Raw genomic sequence first — 18,469 nt, 5'->3', positions numbered from 1 at the left:
CGCGGGCTACTCGCGGTCGAGCAGCGCGGCGAGGTAGCACGCCACCTCGTCGCGCAGTTCCTCGGGCGCCGGGATGTGCCAGTGCCCGCTGCCCGCCGTCGCGTTGAACAACACTCCGTCGCACCAGCGGATCAGCCGGCGGGCGTCGGCCGTCGGGTCGGCCGAGCCGCACTGCGTGAGCAGCACGGCGGCGATGTCGGCGAAGCGCCCGCCCAAACGGTCGTAGACGGCGCGCAGTTCGGGCCGCCGGGTGGCCTCCAGTGCGAGTTCCAGACGGGCCAGGGTGAGTCGGCGGCCGCTGGTGAGCGCCTGGTGCAGCAGGTCGGCGCCGACCCGGACGAGGAGGTCGCGCGCGGAGGCGGGGCCGGGCGGCGCCGCGGCGGGGTGCTCCACGGTGAGGACCGGGTAGTCCTCGGTCTCCCGCTCGACGATCCGGGTGAGCGCCAGTTCGAGCAGGGCGGCCCTGGTCCGGGCGAGGTTGGAGGTCGAACCGGCGGGCAGGCCTGCCTCCTCGTCCACGGCGCGGTGGGTCAGCCCTCGCAGGCCGCGCTCGGCGATCAGGGTGATGGCGGCGTCGGCGATCAGAGTCGGGCGCGGGGGCGTCATGGGTCCGATCATGGCCTCTCTCCTCGGGCGATCCCAATTCACTACAGCAGTAGTGCCAGCTGACTACATCTGTAGTACGGTGCTGACAGGCGCACACTACGGATGTAGTGAACGGAGAGGAGCCCTCCCATGGGCAGCCCGCAGGGCAGGCAGCAAGCGATCGTCATCGGCGGCGGCATCGGCGGGCTCACCGCCGCCCTCGCCCTCCATCGGCAGGGCATCCCGGTACGCGTCCACGAGCGCGCCGACTCCCTCGAACCCGTCGGCGCCGGGCTCGCTCTGGCCCCCAACGCCCTGCGCTCCCTCGACCGGCTCGGCGTCGGCGAGCGCCTGCGCGCCCTCGCCACCCCGCACCCCGCCGTCGGCCTGCGCCACCCCTCCGGCCGCTGGATCGCCCGCACCAGCACCTCGGCCTTCGAGGCCTACTTCGGCGACACCATCGCCGCCGTCGCCCGCGCCGACGTCATCGACGCCCTGGTCGACGCGCTCCCGGAGGGCACCGTCCGCACCGGCTCGCCCGCCACCCTCGTCACCCCCGGCAGCGCCACCGAGCCCGCCGTCGTCCGCACCGCCGACGGGGAGCAGACGGCCGGCCTGGTCGTCGCCGCCGACGGCATCCGCTCCGCGACCCGGGGCCTGCTCTTCCCCCGGCATCCCGGCCCCCGCTACAGCGGCTTCACCACCTGGCGCACCGTCGTCACCCCCGACCGCCGCCCGGCCGCCGCCGGCGAGGTGTGGGGCCGCGGGCGGCTCGCCGGAATCGTCCCGCTCGCCGACGGCCGGGTCTACGTCTACGGCGCGGCCCTCGCCCCGGCCGGCGAGCGCGCCGCCGACGGGGACGAGCGGGCCGAACTCCTGCGCCTGTACGGCGACTGGTGCGCCCCCGTACCGCAGCTGTTCGCGCTGGCCGAGCCCGAGCGCGTCCTGCGCCACGACGTGTGGGACCTCGCCGACCCGCTGCCCGCTCACCACCACGGCCGGGTCGCCCTTCTCGGCGACGCCGCCCACGCGATGTGCCCCTTCCAGGGCCAGGGCGCCTGCCAGGCCATCGAGGACGCCCTCGTCCTCGCCTCCCCGGTCACCCCCGACACCGACCCGGCCGCCGCCCTGCCCGCCTACACCGCCGCCCGGCTCCCCCGCACCACCGCCGTCGTCGCCGGCTCGCGCCGCATCGGCAACCTCGTCGCCCTCCGCTCCCCCGCCGCCACCGGCCTGCGCACCGCCGCACTCACCCTCGCCGGCCTCCTCCCCGCCCGCGCCCTGCTGAGCCGCTCGGCCCCGACGTTCAACTGGCAGCCGCCGGCCCTGGGCGGGGCGGGGTGAGGGACCCTGCCGTCCCTCGAGCGGGTGCACCACGGCGGTCCTGGCGCCGGGGCTTGGAGCTCTTCGACAGCTCGGAGAACGACACGGTGAGGGTCGGCATGACTCGACGACAGTTCGGAACACCTTCCGAACGTCAATCGCCGTTCGGCCACCGGGCCGCCGGTGTCGGTGGGGGTTGCGATGATGCGCGCCATGAGTGACGCCGGCCGTCGGGCCATCGCCGAGTACTGGGACGCGGCCGCTGCGGCCTTCGACGAGGAGCCCGACCACGGGTTGCGGGAGGAACCGGTGCGGGCGGCGTGGCTGCGGCGGGTGCGGGGCTGGGTGCCTGGCGGGGCGGCGGATGTGCTGGACGTCGGGTGCGGCACCGGGTCGCTGTCGCTGCTGCTCGCGGCGGACGGGCACCGGGTGACGGGGGTGGACCTGGCGCCGCGGATGGTCGGGCGGGCCAGGGCGAAGCTGGTCGCGGCGGGCCTGACGGCGCGGTTCCTGGTGGGAGACGCGAGCGCACCGCCGGTCGGGGACGGGAGCTTCGACGTGCTGCTGTCGCGCCACCTGCTCTGGACGCTCCCCGAGCCCGAGCGGGCGCTGCGCGCCTGGGTGCGGCTGCTGCGGCCCGGCGGCCGGCTGGTCCTGGTCGAGGGCCGCTGGCGCGAGGCCGGGCAGGCCGCCGCCTCACCGTACGCGACCGGGGCCGGGCGGCTGCCGTGGGGCGGCGGGGTCGGGGCGGAGGAACTCGCGGCGGCCGTCCGTCCGCTGGTGTCCGAGCTGCGGGTCGAGCCGCTCGGCGGGGAGGCCGAGCTGTGGGGCGGCCCGGTGGACGACGAGCGGTACGCGCTGGTCGCGCGCCGTTGAGCGGTCTGCCGGGCGTCCGCGTCAGGCGCGCCTGCCGAAGGTGCCGTTGAGCGGGTCGGACCGGTGGCAGGCGGCGCAGCGCAGCCGGGTGTAGATCGTCACCGCCCCCATGAAGACGTCCTCACGCCCGTCGGCCGAGGACCGGGAGGAGGCCGGCTCCCCGCAGTCCAGGCAGACGCGGTGGGGGCGGGCGGCGATCGAGCAGGTGCGGCAGACCAGGTGGGTCGGGTGTTCCGCGTGCACGACGACGGGCTGCGGCCCGCCGTACAGCAGGTGGTCGCACCACGTGCAGGACTCGTTCTCCTGCGCCGCCAGCATCCGGGCCCGGGTCTCCTGCTGCCACTTCGCCGCTTGCTGTACCGGCACCTCGACCGGCGGCCCCCACCCGGCGGTGATGAGCCACTGGGCGCCCTCCGCGCCGGCGGCCCGCAGTTGGTCGTCGACGGCGATGTCCCTGGGGGTCTTCTCTTTCATCGGGGCCTCTCCCTCCGGTGGGCTTCCGCAGGGGATAACGCGGCCGGGACACCGCCGGACACGCGGCCCGCCGCGCCGCCCCGTCAGCGCAGCCGCAGGCGAAGGGCGCCCCCGGTGTCGAGGCCGAGCCCGGCGGCCCAGGCCGGCGCCTCGGCCATCGGGGTCTCGCGCTCGGCGAGGCGGGCGGCGGCGAGGCCCGCCGCCGCCCCGTCCTCCGCGGGCGTCGCCAGCTCCGGGGCCCGGAGCGTGCGATGACCCGCCAACGCGGTCAGATCGCCGCCCGCCAGGGTGCCCCGGAGGGACTCCACCGGCAGCTCGCGCAGCGGCGACAGGTCGGCCGTGACCGAGCGGTTGAGGTGCAGCCGCCGCAGCCGGTGCGCGGCCGCGAGGGGCGAGAGGTCCACGGGGCCCGGCGCGTCGTTGACGTGCAGCGCCTGGAGGCCGGGCGGGACGGTGTCCGGGATCGTGCCGATGATCTCCCGTCGGCCGGGCGCACCCGCGGGCACCGACAACGACCGCGGGCGCGGGGCCGGCCCCGGTTCCGGTTCCGGGGAGCCGGGCCGAGCCCGAGGGCGGCGGTCCCGGCTCAGAGGAGCGGCTCGGTGTCCCCGTGCGCGACGAGGAGCTTGCGCAGCAGGGCGTCGAGCTGCGTGCGCTCGTCCGCGTCGAGGGCCGAGAGGATGCGCTCCTCGTTGTGGACGTGACCGGCCAGGGCGCCGTCGATCAGCTCCTTGCCGGCCGGGGTGAGGCGGACCAGGACGGCCCGGCGGTCGGTCGGGCAGGGGTTGCGCTCGACCAGGCCCTTGGCGGACAGCCGGTCGACCCGGTTGGTGATGGCGCCCGAGGTGACCATCGCGGACTTGAGCAGCGCGCGGGCGTTGAGCTCGTACGGCTCGCCGGAGCGGCGCAGGGTGGCCAGCACGTCGAACTCGGAGGAGTCGAGGCCGCAGGCGGTGAAGTACTCGCGCAGGGCGTTGTCGACCCGGACGTTGAGCCGCCGCAGCCGACCGATCAGCGCCATGGGCCCGGCGTCCAGGTCGGGGCGGGCCCGGGCCCACTGCTCGACGATGTCGTCCACGGTGTCGCGCTGCTGCATGCCCGCCGCCCTCCCGGAGCCGCCTGTCCGAAGCCGCCTGTCCGAAGCCGTCCGTCCGAAGCCGTCCGCCCAACGCGGATATCTTAACATTCACATACTTGACGTTCTCCGATCCCCGGCGTAGAAAGTATCTCAACGTTCATATAATCAACGCTCAGGGGGACGTCATGGACCGCAAGCGCGCAGGGATCGCCGCCACCGCCGCACTCGCCCCGGCCGCGTGGGGCACCACCTACCTCGTCACCACCCAGCTGCTGCCCGAGGGCCGCCCGCTGCTGCTCGCCGCGCTCCGTGCGCTCCCGGCCGGGCTGCTCCTGCTGCTGATCGGCCGCCGACTTCCCAAGGGGCGCTGGTGGGGGCGCGCGGCCGTACTCGGGATGCTCAACATCGGGCTGTTCTTCCCGCTGATGTTCGTCGGCGCGTACCGCCTGCCCGGCGGCGTCGCCGCCACCATCGGGGCGATCCAGCCGCTGCTCGTCGCCGGGTTCTCGATCGGCGTGCTGCGGGTGCTGCCCGGACGGCGGGCGGTCATCGCCGGCCTGGTCGGGGTCGGCGGAGTGGCCCTGCTGGTGCTCAAGAGCGGCGCGCGACTGGACGGCATCGGGATCGCCGCGATGGTCGCCGGCGTCGCGCTGATGGCCATGGGCACCGTCCTCACCCGCCGCTGGGGCCGCCCCGAGGGCGCCACCCTGCTCGACCTCACCGCCTGGCAGCTCCTGGCCGGCTCGGTCTTCCTCGTCCCGCTCGCGGCCGTGGTCGAGGGCGCGCCGCCCGCCCTGAGCGCCGCCAACCTGGCCGGCTTCGCCTACCTCGGCCTGATCGGCACCGCCCTCGGCTACTTCCTCTGGTTCCGCGGCATCGAACACCTCGGCGCCGGCCCGGCCTCGTTCCTGGGACTGATCAACCCGGTCGTCGCCACCCTCGGCGGCCTCATCGTCCTCGGCCAGACCCTCACCCCCTGGCAGCTCCTCGGCCTCCTCCTCGCCCTCGCCGCCATGCTCGCCGGCCAGGCCCCCGCCCGTCGCACCCCGGCCCAGGCCCCGGCTCAGGCGCCCGCTCCCGCCGCCGCCCCGGCCCCCGTCTCCCACCCCGAACCGGCCGCCACGCGCTGACCAGCGCCCCCCCGGACACCTGCACCCCGCCGAGTCCGTCTCGGCGGGGCGCAGGTGTGCACGACGGTCGACCACGGGAGATCGGACGGACCACGGTGGCGGCGGAACCGAGCGGGGGCGCAGTCCCTCCGCACCGCCAGGAATCACGGCCGCGCCGACACCGACCGCAGCCGGCCACCGGCCGGCGGGTCAGCCGGTGGCGCGGATGTAGATGTCGGCGGCGCCGGGGAGGCCGCCGGGGATGGTGGCGACGTAGATGCGGCGGGCGGTGGGGGCGTGGGTGGGGAGGTCGGTGGGGCTCGGGCTGGGGATCCAGGTCGGTGTGGCGGTCCGGATCGGGGTGGGCTCGTCGGGGGTGGGCTCGTCCGGCGCGGCGGCGACGGCGGGGGCCGGGCCGACCGGGGCCGGGTCGGCGGCGGGGTCCGCGGGGTCGGCAGCGGGGTAGCCGGGTTCCGGTGTGGGGGTGGAGGGGAGGGTGGGGTCGGCCTCCACGGACGGGCTCTCGGTGGGGGTGGCGGCGACGGTGGGGGTGGCGCCCGGCAGCAGCGGGGACTCGGGGAGTTCCGGGGCCTCGGCCGGCTCGTCGCCGCCGAGGGCGGCGAGCAGGTCGGCCGGGAGGGGGGCGGCCGGGCCGGGCGAGGGGAGGTCGTAGGCGCTGAGGAAGTCGCCGAGGCCGGGGGCCCTGCCGCCGCCGAGGCGGTAGTGCAGGTAGGCGATCGGGGCGCCGTCGGAGGTGTGGGTGTAGACGGCGCCGACCGGGACGTAGAAGCGGCCGACCCCGGGATGCTGGGAGGGGTGGAGGCCGGCCAGGCGTTCGGCCCGGTCACGGTCGGTCTCGCGGCCGCTGCGGCCGGCGGTGAGCGCGTTGACACCGCGCACCATCAGGGCCGCGGCGACGGACACGCAGAGCACCAGCCCGACGGCGACGGTGCGTCGCAGGACCGGGCGACCGTGCAGGGCGGGCCAGGAGTCGGCCACCATGCGCTCGGGTGGGATGCCGTCCACGGTTGTCTTGCTCCCCCGTTCGATCAGAACGCTCGATCAGGACGTCTGATCAGGACATGCGTTCGGGACGCCTGATCGGGACGTCACACTCTGCTCGACGTGGGACCGTAGCCGAGAGTTCCTCAGCCCAGGTAGGCGGGGGCCACCGCGGCCCTGGTGACCGGCTGCGCACTGCCCGAACCGTCCGCCGGGACGGTCCACAGGTCGGCGCCGTAGTCGCCGGGCAGGGCGTAGAGCAGGGTGCCGTCGCCGGACCAGAGCGCCTGGTCGTCGATGTTGCGCTGCTCGGCGGTGGCGGTCTCCGTCATGGTGGCGAGGTCGAGCACGTACAGCCGCCACGGGGCGTCGGCGGGCAGGCCGGGGACGCGCTTCTTGTACGCGACGCGGGTGCCGTCCGGGGAGAGCGAGGGGCACTCGACGTTGTCGTGCAGGGTGGTGAGGGTGCGGGCGGCGAGGTCGCCGCGGACGAGGTGGGTCTGCCCGGCGCTGGCGAGGGTGGCGTAGAAGGTGTTGTCGTCGGCGAAGGTGACGCCCCAGATGTTGATGTCGTGCGCCTGGTACGGGTGGCCGTCCAGAACGACCGCGAAGTCCTCCAGGTTCTCCCGCAGGTTCCAGTCCCGGACGTCCACGATCGAGGTGCGGGTGGAGAAGTCGCTGCCCGCGTACGAGTCGCCGCTGACGAAGACCGTCCAGGCGGCGAGGTGCCCGGACGGCGAGACCCGGGAGCGGGTGGGGATGCCGGCCGCCGGGAACGAGCGGAGTTCGCGCAGGTGGTCGTCCAGGACGACGGCGCGGTAGGTGTCCTCCAGCGCGCCCTGCTGGGCCTGGAGGCAGATGCCGGTGCCGGCCGCGGCGTGGAAGCGCAGGCACCGGACGCCGGAGGCGGTGCGCGGGCCGTCGGGGTGGTCGGCGGCGACGGTGGTGATCTCGTCCCGGTGCGGGCCCCAGGCCATGTTGCGGAACAGCAGCTGCCGGCCGTGGCCGGACGCCTGGAGCGAGACGGTGCCGGAGGCGACCTCCGGTCCGCCGGGCTGGACCTGGTCCCGACGGGCGGTGCGGTCGGCGGCGTAGAGCACGGCTCCGGTGCCGACGGCGCCGAGCAGCACGACGGCGACCAGCAGCACGATCACCCTGGTCCGGTTCTGCGGGTTCACGGGTTCTCCTCGGCGGCGGGGACGGGTTCGGGCTTCCCGGCAGCAGCAGCGGCAACCGGTTCGGACGGGCGCAGCACCGCCGCCGCGCCGAGCACGCACAGCGCCAGCGCCCCCGCCGACCAGCCCAGCGCCGCCGGGCCGCCGACCGCGCCCCACAGTGCGCCGAACAGCAGCGAGCAGGCGAACCGGGCCAGCGCCTGCCCGGTACCGACCAGGGCGAGCCCGGCGCCGCGCTGCTCGGCGGGTACGGCGTCGGCGGTCGCGGCGGCGAGCACGCCGTCGGTGGCCGCGTAGAAGGTGCCGTGCAGCACCAGCACGCAGAGCACCGCCGGCAGCCCGCGCAGCGGCGAGAGCAGCAGCCCGTACCCGAGCAGCAGCACTCCGTGCCCGGCGAGGAAGAGCCGGTGGCGGCCGATCCGGTCGGCGAGCGCGCCGAGCGGGACGGCGAACAGCAGGAAGGCGGCGGCGGTGCCCAGCGGCAGCAGCGGGAACAGGCCGACGGGCAGGTCCAGCCGGCGCTGGACGAGCAGGTAGAGGAAGGAGTCGCTGACGGTGGTGAGGCCGAGCAGGACGGCGCAGAGCGTCAACCGGCGCAGCCCCGGCAGCCGCAACAGGGTGAGGCTGTCGCGCAGCGAGGGTGCGGAAGTCGACAAGTCGTCACCCTGCTGCCGGTTCGGCACGAACAGCAGCAGGATCAGCACGCCGAGCGCCGCGACGCACGAGCTGACCGCGAACACCGCGTCGTAGCCGTGCCGTTCGCCGCCGTCGGCGAGCAGCGGGCCGCCGGCCAGCCGCAGCACCAGGAAGGCGGTGAGCGGGCCGAGCAGGGCGCCGGCCGTGTCCATCGCCCGGTGCACGCCGAACGCCCGGCCGCGGTGGGCGGGTTCGGTGGCGAGCGAGATCATCGCGTCCCGGGGCGCGGTGCGCAGGCCCTTGCCGGTGCGGTCGACGGCGATCACGGCGCCGATCAGCGGCACGGTGTGGACGAACAGCAGCAACGGGCGGCACAGCGCGGACAGCCCGTACCCGACGGCCGCGACGGCCTTGTGGCGGGCGGCTCCGTCGCGGCCGCGGCGGTCGGAGAGGTGGCCGCCGGCCAGCCGGACCAGCGCGCTGAAGCCGTTCTGGATGCCGTCGAGCAGGCCGAAGCCGAGCGGGGAGAGGCCGAGGCCGGTGAGCAGGTAGAGGGGGAGGACGGCGGTGACCATCTCGGAGGAGATGTCGGTGACCAGGCTGACGGTGCCGAGGGCGACGACCGCCCCGGGCACGGCGCCCCGCCGCAGCGGGCCGGCGGCCGGCACAGCGGCGTCCGGCGCAACGGGCGCCTTCGAGCTGCGGGAGTCCGCGACGTACACGGGCGTCAGTTCCGGATTCCGGTGATGTCGGCGGCTCCGGCGGAGGTGCCCGCGTGGGCGCTGACCCCGGCCAAGCCCGCCGGGGTGTGCAGCACGAGGGACGCGGAGGCGGAAGCGGGGGCGGAGGCGGAAGCGGGGGAGCCGGGGGCGAGGGCCCCGGGGATGCGCAGTCGTGCGAAGGCCATGGGGTCCTCCGGATGTCGGGGCTTCCTGGGCGGGAGCGCCGAGAACAGTAGGAGCGCCGCGGTGTCGTGTACCGCACAACACAGGTGAAGAACAGGCGAACAGCTGCCGCGCACGGACGCACCGACAGCGGCGGGAACGGCGGCGGGAACGGCGGCGGATGTCACACCCGCCGCGATTGACCCGTTCCGGCCGGGCGTGGTGGGATCACCGGAGCTCGGGACGAAAGGGTGCGGTACGTGAGCGGACTGGTCACCATCGTCCCGCGCACCCTGGTGGTCGGCATCGGCGCGAGCAGCGGCGCCGAACGGACCGAGGTGCTGCGGCTGCTGACGGACACCCTCCAGGAGGCCGGACTGGCCCGCTCCGCGGTGGCCCGGCTGGCCACCGTGGCGGGCAAGGCGGACCACCCGGCGGTGCGCTGGGCGGCGGACCACCTCACCGGGGTGCCGGTGGACGAGCACCCGGCCGAGGTACTGGCGGGCGTGCCGGTCCCGAACCCCTCCACCACGGTCGGTACGGCCGTCGGCACCGCGAGCGTGGCCGAGGCGGCGGCGCTGGCGAGCGCTCCGGGCGGCCGGCTCGTGGTCACCAAGCGCAAGTCGGCACGGGCCACGGTCGCGATCGCCCGGGCGGCGGTGCACGGTCGACTCGTGCTCCTCGACCTCGACGCGGGCCCGCCGGCACCGCGGGTACGGGCGGAGCTGCGGCGCGCCTCGGCGGTCGTGGGCGCGCCCGCGGCCATCGAGGCGGTGGCCGGCGCACTCCGGCCGGGCACCCGGCGGATCACGGTGACGGACCGCGGGCCCCAACCACCGCTGGACGCCTTCGGCGGAGCGTTCGACCGCACCGGAGCGGCCGTCGCCCTCGCCTCCCACGGCCACACCGTCGCACTGGTCACCTTCGGCGACGGCCCTGGGGCCACCGTGCCACCCGGCCCGTACGAGCTCCACCGCGTCCCCCACCACCGGCCCTGACCACCCGAACCGCCCCGCAAGGAGACCCCGCGTGACCGCCCCCGAACCCGACCTGCGCCACCACGGCGACGCCGAGGTCCGCGCCGACGGGCTCGGCCTGGTCGACCTCGCCGTCAACGTCCGCACCGGCACTCCCCCGGCCTGGCTGCGCGAGCACCTCGCGGCCACCCTCGGCGACCTCGCCGCCTACCCCGACCAGAGCGCCGCGCGCGCCGCGGTGGCCGCCCGGCACGCCCGCCCGGTCGGGGAGGTGCTGCTCACCTCGGGTGCGGCGGAGGCCTTCGTGCTGCTGGCACGTGTTTTGACGCCACGCCACATCGTCGTGGTGCACCCGCAGTTCACCGAGCCGGAAGCGGCCCTGCGGGACGCCGGGCACCGGGTGCACCGGGTGCTGCTCTCGCCCGAGGACGGGTTCCGGCTGGGTGCCGTCCCCGAGGAGGCGGACCTGGTCGTCCTCGGCAACCCGACCAACCCGACCTCCGTGCTGCACCCCGCCGAGGCCGTCGCCGCACTGGCCCGGCCGGGGCGCACCCTGGTGGTGGACGAGGCGTTCATGGACACCGTCCCGGGCGAGCGGGAGTCCCTCGCCGCCGTCCGGGACCTGCCCGGCCGGGTCGTCGTACTGCGCAGCCTCACCAAGACCTGGGGCCTGGCCGGGCTGCGAATCGGCTATGTGCTCGGGCCCGCGCCGCTGATCGCCGACCTCGGTGCCGCCCAGCCGCTCTGGCCGGTCTCCACTCCGGCGCTGGCCGCGGCCGAGGTGTGCAGCGGCCCGGCGGCACTCGCCGAGGCGGAACAGGCTGCGGCCGAACTGGTGCTCCGGCGCGAGCACTTGACGAGGGGCCTGGCCGCCTTCCCCTCGGTGCGGCAGTACGGCGAACCGGCCAGCTCCTTCGTCCTGGTGCGGCTACCGGACGCGGCGGCCGTCCGGCAGCGGCTGCGCGAGCACGGCTTCGCCGTCCGGCGCGGGGACACCTTCCCGGGCCTGGGCGAGGAGTGGCTGCGGATCGCCGTCCGGGACGAGGCGACCACCGACCGCTTCCTCAACGCCCTTGAGGCCGTGCTCGGTTCGGTGCAAGAGCAGGCTCGACCGGGCGAACGACCGGCGCTCAGTGCACCGTGAGCCGGTCCCCGGTCCGGATCACTCCGGGTACCACCACCTGGGCGTACACCCCCGCACAGGGCAGCGCCGGCATGCCCTCCAGCGGCACCACCCGGTTCCGCTCGGCCGGGATGCGCAGCGCCTCGGGGCGGCGGGGCAGCGCCCCGTGCCGCAGGGTGGGGACGGCGCAGCGCGGGGTGGGCGCGAGGACTCGCAGGCGCAGCGTCGGCCCGATCGCCAACTCCCGTCCCACCCAGGCATTCTCGGCGTACCCCTCGCCCTCGGTGCGGACCACCAGGTTGGGCCGGTAGCGCTCGGCCGCACTTCCGGTGGCGCGCAGCGTCGCGGTGGTGATCAGGTGCAGCGGCGCGAAGTCGAAGAAGCCGCCCTCCGGTGCGGCGCGGCCCAACTCGTTGACGGTGAAGTCCGTTTCGGCCGCGATTCCGCGGGCCAGCACCTCCTCCGGCACGGCCCGCTCGACGGTCGCACCGGGCGGGCGCTCGGCGATCAGCGCGACCTCGCGGCCGAGCGCCGCGGACAGCTCCTGCTCGTCCGTACCGCGTCCGTCCGGGCCGGTGATCGCCACGCCGCCATCCGCCGTGGTCCTGGCCGTGTACCCCAGCAGGCCGGACCACAGCCGGGGCCGCTTGGCGCTGGCCACCCGGCCGGTGGCCAGGTCGAGCAGCGCCCGTTCCCGGTCACCGGCCAGGCCCCGGCCGGTCACCTCGGCCCGGTCCAGCTCCTCGCCGAGCAGCCCCTTCACCGGGTAGCGCCGCAGTCTTTCGACCGTGCCGGCCACCCGTCCGCCTGCTCCCGTCTCGGCCTCGCCCGTCACTCGTCCTCCACCCGCTCCCGCCTCGGCCACGCCCGTCACTCGTCCTCCGCCCATTCCCGCAGGGCCGCGAAGTGCAGCTCCCGCAGTCCGATCCGGGGGTCGACCCAGAGCGCCAGGCCCGGTCCCGGGTGATTCGCCTCGATCCACTCGATGTCCTGCGGGCCGAGTTCGTCGTCCACCCAGACGAACGGGCGCCCGTCGGCCCAGGCGACCACGTCCCTGGTCTTCCAGTGCAGCCCGTCCGGGTCCTCCCCGAACAGGTCGGACCAGCGGATGTACGGCAGTTCGGGCAGGCCGATGTGCGGGCCTATGTGGGTGTTCGCCTCGCCCATCCACCCGGTGGCCCACACCAGTTCGTACGGCAGCGCCAGCAGCTCCTCGCCGTGCGACGGGTTCAGCCAGACCCGCAGCGGCTTGACCCGGACAGCGGGCGGCTTGGCGTGCTTGGCCCGCGTGGCCTGCCGCGCCTGGACCGCCGCCAGGTGCTCCTGCTTCGCCACCCACCAGGCGGGGCGCAGACGGTGGGTGTCGTAGCCCTCGGGCCTCCGCTTCGGCGCGGCATAGGGGTTGAGCGGTCCGTCCACGTCGAGGAGGAGCAGGGGCTGCTGGGTCATGCCATGAATTCTCGGTCCGGTGGGGGCCCTTGACCAGCGATTTGCAGGTCACGATCGGGTTCCCGCAGCAGCCCGATGCCGGCCGGATCCAGCGGACCTTCTCCCGGACCTGGGCGGGCGGTTCGCCCCGGGCCGGGCAGACGTCCGCGTACCGGGCGTCCGTCTGCTCGGCGGACTCCCCGCCGGTCACCACGTTGGGCAACAGCCGGTCAGGGCAGAGGTCGAGGCAGGGGCCCGGGAGTGCCGCGACGCCCGCAGGCCCCCTCCCGGTGCGAGGGGGCCTGCGGGCGTCGCGCGTGTGCCGGATGCGGCGGCGGATCAGACCTGGCCGGCCTTCTCCAGGGCCTCGCAGCAGGTGTTGATCAGGAGTCGGGTGACGACGTAGGGGTCGACGTTGGCGTTCGGGCGGCGGTCCTCGATGTAGCCCTTCTTGTCCACCTCGACCTGCCACGGGATGCGCACGGAGGCACCACGGTCGGAGACGCCGTAGCTGTAGAGGTTCCACGGGGCGGTCTCGTGCTTGCCGGTGAGGCGGGACTGGATGTCGTCACCGTACTGGTTGACGTGCTCCAGCACCTTCTCCTGGGAGGCGCCGAGCGACTCGCAGGCGGTGATGATGGCGTCGTAGCCCTCGCGCATCGCCTTGGTGGAGAAGTTGGTGTGGGCACCCGCGCCGTTCCAGTCGCCGCGGGCCGGCTTGGCGTCGAGGGTGGCGTCGATGCCGAACTCCTCGGCGGTGCGGTAGAGCAGGTAGCGGGCGATCCACATGTCGTCCGAGACGGTCAGCGCGTCGACCGGGCCGATCTGGAACTCCCACTGGCCGGGCATGACCTCGGCGTTGATGCCGCAGATGGCCAGGCCGGCGTCGATGCAGCGGTCCAGGTGCAGCTCGACGATCTCGCGGCCGAAGACCTCCTCGGCGCCGACGCCGCAGTAGTAGCCGCCCTGCGGGGCCGGGTAGCCGCCCTCCGGGAAGCCGAGCGGGCGGGAGCCCTTGAAGAAGGTGTACTCCTGCTCGATGCCGAAGATGGACTCCTGCGCGGCGTACTTCTCCGCGACCTCGCGCAGCAGGGCGCGGGTGTTGGAGACGTGCGGGGTGCCGTCCGTCTCCAGGACCTCGCAGAGGACCAGGATGTGGTCGCCACCGCGGATCGGGTCCGGCACGACCCGCACCGGGTCCAGCACGCGGTCCGAGGCGTGGCCCTCGGCCTGGCTGGTCGAGGAACCGTCGAAGCCCCAGGTCGGGATCTTGTCGGCGTTGGGCAGGACGCGAGTCTTGGAACGGAGCTTCGCGGTCGGCTTGGTGCCGTCGATCCAGATGTACTCGGCCTTGATTGCCACGGCTTGTCCCTCGCATTGCTGGGTGGTGGGTGCCCGCGTAGCGTTGCAAGCCGCCGTTTCCCGGTTGTTCCTCTCGTGTAACGCGCATGTGAACCAACCGTCCGCATTGCCACGGTCACGGTGCGGGAGTGCCGGGGCGGCACTCCCGCCGTTCCGGGTGCCGTCAGTGACGGCATCGGTGTGGTCAGTGACGACGGGCGTGCGCGGCGCGGCGGCGGCGGGTGGCCCACAGGGCGGCCGCCCCGCCCGCGACCAGGGCGGCGGCCCCCGCGGCGAGCGGGCCGGTGGCGCTGCTGCCGCCGGTGGCGGCCAGCTTCTCCGGCTTCTCCACCGCGGCCTGCGGGGCGGGGGCGCGCGAGGTGGTGGTGTCGGCGACCGGCTGGGCGGCGGGCACGCCGGCGGGCGCGGTGCCCGGGGCGGCCGGGCCGGACGGGGCGGCCGTCGGCGCGGAGGGCTTCTCGCAGCTCACCGAGGCGACGGTGATCTTCCCGGTGACCTTGGCGACGTTCAGGTTGAGCGGGTTCACCTCCACCTGCACCTCCAGGGCCGAGGCTGCGGCCGTGGTCGTGGTGACGGTCTTCTTGGAGAACTCCACCGAGACGTTGCCGATCAGCGGCACGTCCACCTTGGTCGCCCCGTACAGACCGACGGTGACGGGCTTGCCGAGCACGCTGAGCTTGACCGGCGCGACCACGTCGGCGGTCGGCTGCCCGTCCACCGGGCAGGTCGCCTCGGCGCTCATCGCCTCCAGACCGAGCAGCACGGTGGCGGGCAGGCCGGGGGCGTGCACGTCGGCGTTGACCAGCTTGACGGAGGCGGTGGCGCCCTTGGCGTCGACGTGGGTCACCGACTTGCCGACGTCAGCCCTGACCAGGGTGACCGGGCCCTGCTGGTCGACCCCGTCCACCTTGGCGGTCAGGACGGAACCTCCCCCGGTCTCCGGCTGGGCGGACCCCCCTCGCTGCGCCTGCGACTCCACCTTGTTCAGCGCGATGTTCACCGGGACGTCCACCGCCTTGTTCAACAGACTGACGTCCAGGTCGAGTTCGGCGGTGACGGCGCGCGCCTTGCCGGGCGACGGGGCGGGCTCAGCCGCATGGACGGGCGCGGCGGTGAGCAGCGTGCTCGCCACCGCGGCGGTGGCCGCAGCAGCGGAAACGATTCGGCGAGAAGACATGGCGATACCCCCACACAGATGAAACGATGAGCCGCCAGTCTTCTCGAACAATCCGTCACATGAGTAACACAGAAAGTCATTTCACTCTTTGGAGTGAGATTGGCGTTCCGTGTCGACCCGGCTCTGCTACGGCAGCCGCCAGTCCACCGGCTGCGCCCCCTGCCGCACCAGCAGCTCGTTGGCCCGGCTGAACGGCCGCGAACCGAAGAAGCCGCGGTCGGCCGACATCGGGCTGGGGTGGACCGACTCGACCGACGGGACGCTGCCCAGCAGCGGGCGCAGGTTGCGGGCGTCGCTCCCCCACAGGATCGCCACCAGCGGGCCGCCGCGCGCCACCAGCGCGCGGATCGCCTGCTCGGTGACCGCCTCCCAGCCCTTGCCCCGGTGCTGGCCGCTCTTGCGCGGCTGGACGGTCAGCACGCGGTTGAGCAGCAGCACACCCTGCTGCGTCCACGGGGTGAGGTCCCCGTTGGACGGCTGCGGCAGGCCCAGGTCGGTGCCGTACTCGCGGTAGATGTTGATCAGGCTCGCCGGGATCGGCCGCACCTCCGGCGCCACCGAGAAGCTCAGCCCGACGGCGTGGCCGGGGGTCGGGTACGGGTCCTGCCCGACGATCAGCACCCGCACGTCCGCGAAGGGCTGCTGGAAGGCCCTCAGCACGTTCGGACCGGAGGGCAGGTAGGTACGGCCTGCGGCCAGTTCGGCGCGCAGGAAGTCGCCCATCGCGGCGACCCGTCCGGCGACGGGTTCCAGGGCGGTGGCCCAGCCGGGCTCGACGATCTCGTTCAGTGGACGCGGTGCCATGGTCGCCACCCTATCGGCCTACACCGACAGGACGTTCAGCGGATGATCATGGGATCGGGAGACCCCTCCCGAGGCCCGCCCCAGGGCAGTCCCCAGGGCAGTCCCGGCCACCCCCGAAGCCACGAAGCCACACGACGCGGCGCCCGCCCGACCGCCCCGCCCCCGACCCCGGCGCGACTACCCGACCGGCCGCCCCCGCAGCACCACCAGCCGCGGGTCCGCGAGCACCCGGACGTCCGCCCGCGGGTCCTGGGCGTACACCACGAAGTCCGCCGGCGCGCCTTCCTCCAGCCCCGGCCGTCCCAGCCACTCGCGCGCTCCCCAGCTCGCCGCCGACAGCGCCTCGGCCGGGCTCAGCCCCGCCTTGACCAGCTCCGCCACCTCGTCCGCGACCAGCCCGTGCGCCAGCGAGCCGCCCGCGTCCGTACCGACGAACACGGGGATGCCGGCGTCGTGCGCGGCCCCCACGGTGTCGTACCGGCGCTCGTGCAGCCGCCGCATGTGCGCCGCCCACGCCGGGAACTTGGCCTCGCCGCCGGCCGCGAGGTCCGGGAAGGTGCCGATGTTGACCAGGGTCGGCACGATCGCCACCCCGCGCTCGGCGAAGACCGGGATCAGCTCCTCGGTCAGCCCGGTGGCGTGCTCGACGCAGTCGATCCCGGCCGCCAGCAGGTCCGGCAGCGACTCGGCGGAGAAGCAGTGCGCGGTGACCCGGGCACCCTCCTCGTGCGCCGCCGCGATCGCCTCGGTCAGTGCGTCGCCGGGCCAGCAGGCGGCGAGGTCGCCGCGCTCGCGGTCGATCCAGTCGCCGACCAGCTTCACCCAGCCGTCCCCGCGCCGGGCCTCGGCCCGGACGTAGGCGGCCAGGTCGCCGGGCTCGATCTCGTGCGCGTAGTTGCGGATGTAGCGGCGGGTGCGGGCGATGTGCCGCCCGGCACGGATGATCCGGGGCAGGTCCTCGCGCTCGTCGATCCACCGGGTGTCGGCGGCCGAGCCGGCGTCGCGGATCAGCAGGGTGCCGGCATCCCGGTCGGTGAGCGCCTGCTTCTCGCTGGTCTCGGCGTCCACCGCGCCGTGCGCGTCCAGGCCCACGTGGCAGTGCGCGTCCACCAGGCCGGGCAGCACCCAGCCGGTCACCGTCCGCACGTCCCCGGCGGTCGGCGGGCGGGTGAAGCTCACCCGGCCGTCCACCACCCAGAGTTCGTCCCGGACGTCCTGCGGACCGGCCAGCACCCGACCCCGCACGTGCAGCACCGCGCCATCGTTCATGGCCGCACTCTACCGACGGGCGGGTTCCGTGTAAGCAGTCACGATGCGGCAGACTCGTTTCCGGCACCCCACCCCCGTGAAAGGCGATAAAGACGTGAGTCCCTTCCTCGACCTGCCCCCGCTCAGCGCCGCCGAGTTCGCGGCGATCGAGGACCAGGTGGCCGCGCTGCTGCACACCGAGGCCGACGTGATCGTCACCCAGGGCGAGGCGCTCCTCCCCCTGGAGGCCGCGATCCGCGGCGCCGCGCACCCCGGCTCGACCGCCCTCAACGTCGTCACCGGCCCGTACGGGCAGACCTTCGGCAACTGGCTGCGCTCCTGCGGGACGAAGGTCGTCGACCTGGCCGCGCCCTTCGACAGCGCAGTGAGCGCCGAGCAGGTCGCCGAGGCCCTGGCCGCCGACCCGGAGATCGACTTCGTCTCCCTGGTGCACGCCGAGGCCGCCACCGGCAACACCAACCCGGTCGCCGGGATCGGGGCCGTGGTCCGCGAGCACGGCGCGCTGCTGATGCTCGACGCGGTCGCCTCCGTCGCCGCCGAGCCGCTGCTCACCGACGAGTGGGGCGTCGACCTGTGCGTCATCGGCGGCCAGAAGGCGATGGGCGGTCCGGCCGGGGTCTCCGCCGTGTCCGTCTCCGAACGGGCCTGGGAGCGGATCGCCGCCAACCCGGCCGCCCCGCGCCGCTCCTACCTCTCGCTGCTCGACTGGAAGGAGCGCTGGACCGACGCCGGCCGCGCCGTCCTGCCGCACGCCCCGGCCCAGCTGGAGATGCTCGCACTCGGCGCCTGCCTGGACCGGATCGCCGCCGACGGCCTGCCCGCGGTGATCGCCCGCCACCGCGCCGCCTCCGCCGCCACCCGGGCCGGCGTCCGCGCACTCGGCACCCTGGCCCCGTACGTCGTCGAGGACGCCCACGCGGCCCCGGTCGCCACCACCCTGCGCACTCCGGACGGCGTCGACGCGACCGCCCTCGCCGCCCGCCTCGACCCGGCCCTGCCGGTCCAGCCGGGCGGCGGCGCCCTGGCCGGCTCGATGCTGCGGGTCAACCACTACGGGCAGGCGGCCGCGCTGGACACCGTCCGCGCCTGCCTCACCGGCCTCGCCGCCGCCACCTCGGCCGACCCGGCCCCCGCCCTGGCCGCCGCCGAGGCCGCCTGGAGCGCGACCGTCCAGGCCTGAGCGGGTA

At 75.0% G+C, this 18,469-nt stretch carries 20 protein-coding genes; 6 read left to right on the top strand and 14 right to left on the bottom strand.

What is annotated here, in order from left to right; all coding sequences use genetic code 11:
- Positions 1-6: 6 nt before the first annotated feature.
- On the bottom strand, positions 7-618 hold the full coding sequence (locus AB0O11_RS30980) for a TetR/AcrR family transcriptional regulator (protein WP_363393622.1): 612 nt from the start codon (positions 616-618) through the stop codon (positions 7-9).
- A 117-nt stretch (positions 619-735) separates the two neighbouring features.
- Between AB0O11_RS30980 and AB0O11_RS30975 the strand changes: the two genes are divergently transcribed.
- Positions 736-1,929, top strand: coding sequence for an FAD-dependent monooxygenase (locus AB0O11_RS30975; protein WP_363393620.1), 1,194 nt, complete (start codon positions 736-738; stop codon positions 1,927-1,929).
- Between the two features lie 192 nt (positions 1,930-2,121).
- On the top strand, positions 2,122-2,784 hold the full coding sequence (locus AB0O11_RS30970; protein ID WP_363393618.1) for a class I SAM-dependent methyltransferase: 663 nt from the start codon (positions 2,122-2,124) through the stop codon (positions 2,782-2,784).
- Positions 2,785-2,805: 21 nt separating this feature from the next.
- On the opposite strand, the gene AB0O11_RS30965 is transcribed toward AB0O11_RS30970, so the two are convergent.
- From AB0O11_RS30965 to AB0O11_RS30955, 3 genes are all read right to left on the bottom strand, one after another.
- Positions 2,806-3,258 (bottom strand): hypothetical protein, encoded by a 453-nt coding sequence (locus AB0O11_RS30965; RefSeq protein ID WP_363393616.1) that lies wholly within the window; start codon positions 3,256-3,258, stop codon positions 2,806-2,808.
- 83 nt (positions 3,259-3,341) lie between these two features.
- Positions 3,342-3,764, bottom strand: a complete 423-nt coding sequence (locus AB0O11_RS30960; RefSeq protein ID WP_363393614.1) for a hypothetical protein — start codon at positions 3,762-3,764, stop codon at positions 3,342-3,344.
- 80 nt (positions 3,765-3,844) lie between these two features.
- Positions 3,845-4,354 carry a MarR family transcriptional regulator gene (locus AB0O11_RS30955; RefSeq protein ID WP_363393612.1) on the bottom strand — a complete coding sequence of 170 codons (510 nt, stop codon included), beginning with the start codon at positions 4,352-4,354 and terminating at the stop codon, positions 3,845-3,847.
- Between the two features lie 167 nt (positions 4,355-4,521).
- Here AB0O11_RS30955 and AB0O11_RS30950 point away from each other — a divergent pair, with 167 nt between their 5' ends.
- Complete coding sequence (locus AB0O11_RS30950; protein ID WP_363393610.1) at positions 4,522-5,466, top strand: EamA family transporter; 945 nt, start codon at positions 4,522-4,524, stop codon at positions 5,464-5,466.
- A 189-nt stretch (positions 5,467-5,655) separates the two neighbouring features.
- Here AB0O11_RS30950 and AB0O11_RS30945 read toward each other — a convergent pair whose 3' ends face one another.
- The 4 genes from AB0O11_RS30945 to AB0O11_RS30930 form a co-directional block, all read right to left on the bottom strand.
- Complete coding sequence (locus AB0O11_RS30945; protein WP_363393608.1) at positions 5,656-6,471, bottom strand: hypothetical protein; 816 nt, start codon at positions 6,469-6,471, stop codon at positions 5,656-5,658.
- Positions 6,472-6,593: 122 nt separating this feature from the next.
- Entirely contained in the window at positions 6,594-7,625 is a 1,032-nt protein-coding gene (locus tag AB0O11_RS30940) for a TolB-like translocation protein (RefSeq protein ID WP_363393606.1), read from the bottom strand.
- The gene (locus AB0O11_RS30935) at positions 7,622-8,980 is read right to left on the bottom strand and encodes an MFS transporter (protein ID WP_363393604.1); all 1,359 of its coding nucleotides are present in this window, start codon (positions 8,978-8,980) and stop codon (positions 7,622-7,624) included. Before AB0O11_RS30935 ends, AB0O11_RS30940 begins: the two co-directional genes overlap by 4 nt.
- Before the next feature lie 5 nt (positions 8,981-8,985).
- Positions 8,986-9,165, bottom strand: coding sequence for a hypothetical protein (locus AB0O11_RS30930; protein WP_363393602.1), 180 nt, complete (start codon positions 9,163-9,165; stop codon positions 8,986-8,988).
- 237 nt (positions 9,166-9,402) lie between these two features.
- Here AB0O11_RS30930 and AB0O11_RS30925 point away from each other — a divergent pair, with 237 nt between their 5' ends.
- Both AB0O11_RS30925 and cobC read left to right on the top strand, forming a co-directional pair.
- Entirely contained in the window at positions 9,403-10,140 is a 738-nt protein-coding gene (locus AB0O11_RS30925) for a cobalamin biosynthesis protein (protein WP_363393600.1), read from the top strand.
- A gap of 31 nt (positions 10,141-10,171) precedes the next feature.
- Positions 10,172-11,263 carry an Rv2231c family pyridoxal phosphate-dependent protein CobC gene (cobC, locus tag AB0O11_RS30920; protein ID WP_363393598.1) on the top strand — a complete coding sequence of 364 codons (1,092 nt, stop codon included), beginning with the start codon at positions 10,172-10,174 and terminating at the stop codon, positions 11,261-11,263.
- Here the strand turns inward: cobC and AB0O11_RS30915 are convergent.
- The 6 genes from AB0O11_RS30915 to AB0O11_RS30890 form a co-directional block, all read right to left on the bottom strand.
- A complete protein-coding gene (locus tag AB0O11_RS30915) occupies positions 11,250-12,077 on the bottom strand; it encodes an MOSC N-terminal beta barrel domain-containing protein (protein WP_363393596.1) in 828 nt (275 codons plus the stop codon). The two genes, cobC and AB0O11_RS30915, sit on opposite strands and share 14 nt — an antisense overlap.
- Positions 12,078-12,112: 35 nt before the next feature.
- Entirely contained in the window at positions 12,113-12,691 is a 579-nt protein-coding gene (locus tag AB0O11_RS30910; protein WP_363393594.1) for a hypothetical protein, read from the bottom strand.
- Between the two features lie 318 nt (positions 12,692-13,009).
- Positions 13,010-14,032, bottom strand: coding sequence for a glutamine synthetase (gene glnII / locus AB0O11_RS30905; RefSeq protein ID WP_363393592.1), 1,023 nt, complete (start codon positions 14,030-14,032; stop codon positions 13,010-13,012).
- A gap of 184 nt (positions 14,033-14,216) precedes the next feature.
- Entirely contained in the window at positions 14,217-15,209 is a 993-nt protein-coding gene (locus AB0O11_RS30900; RefSeq protein WP_363393590.1) for an SCO1860 family LAETG-anchored protein, read from the bottom strand.
- A gap of 126 nt (positions 15,210-15,335) precedes the next feature.
- Positions 15,336-16,013 carry a uracil-DNA glycosylase gene (locus AB0O11_RS30895; RefSeq protein WP_363393588.1) on the bottom strand — a complete coding sequence of 226 codons (678 nt, stop codon included), beginning with the start codon at positions 16,011-16,013 and terminating at the stop codon, positions 15,336-15,338.
- Positions 16,014-16,190: 177 nt separating this feature from the next.
- Complete coding sequence (locus AB0O11_RS30890) at positions 16,191-17,282, bottom strand: amidohydrolase family protein (RefSeq protein ID WP_363393586.1); 1,092 nt, start codon at positions 17,280-17,282, stop codon at positions 16,191-16,193.
- Between the two features lie 94 nt (positions 17,283-17,376).
- Between AB0O11_RS30890 and AB0O11_RS30885 the strand changes: the two genes are divergently transcribed.
- A complete protein-coding gene (locus AB0O11_RS30885; protein WP_363393584.1) occupies positions 17,377-18,462 on the top strand; it encodes an aminotransferase class V-fold PLP-dependent enzyme in 1,086 nt (361 codons plus the stop codon).
- Positions 18,463-18,469 lie beyond the last annotated feature (7 nt).

This window comes from Kitasatospora sp. NPDC093102 (assembly GCF_040683915.1).
GTDB lineage: Bacteria > Actinomycetota > Actinomycetes > Streptomycetales > Streptomycetaceae > Kitasatospora.
This window is presented reverse-complemented; position numbering and strand designations above follow the sequence as displayed.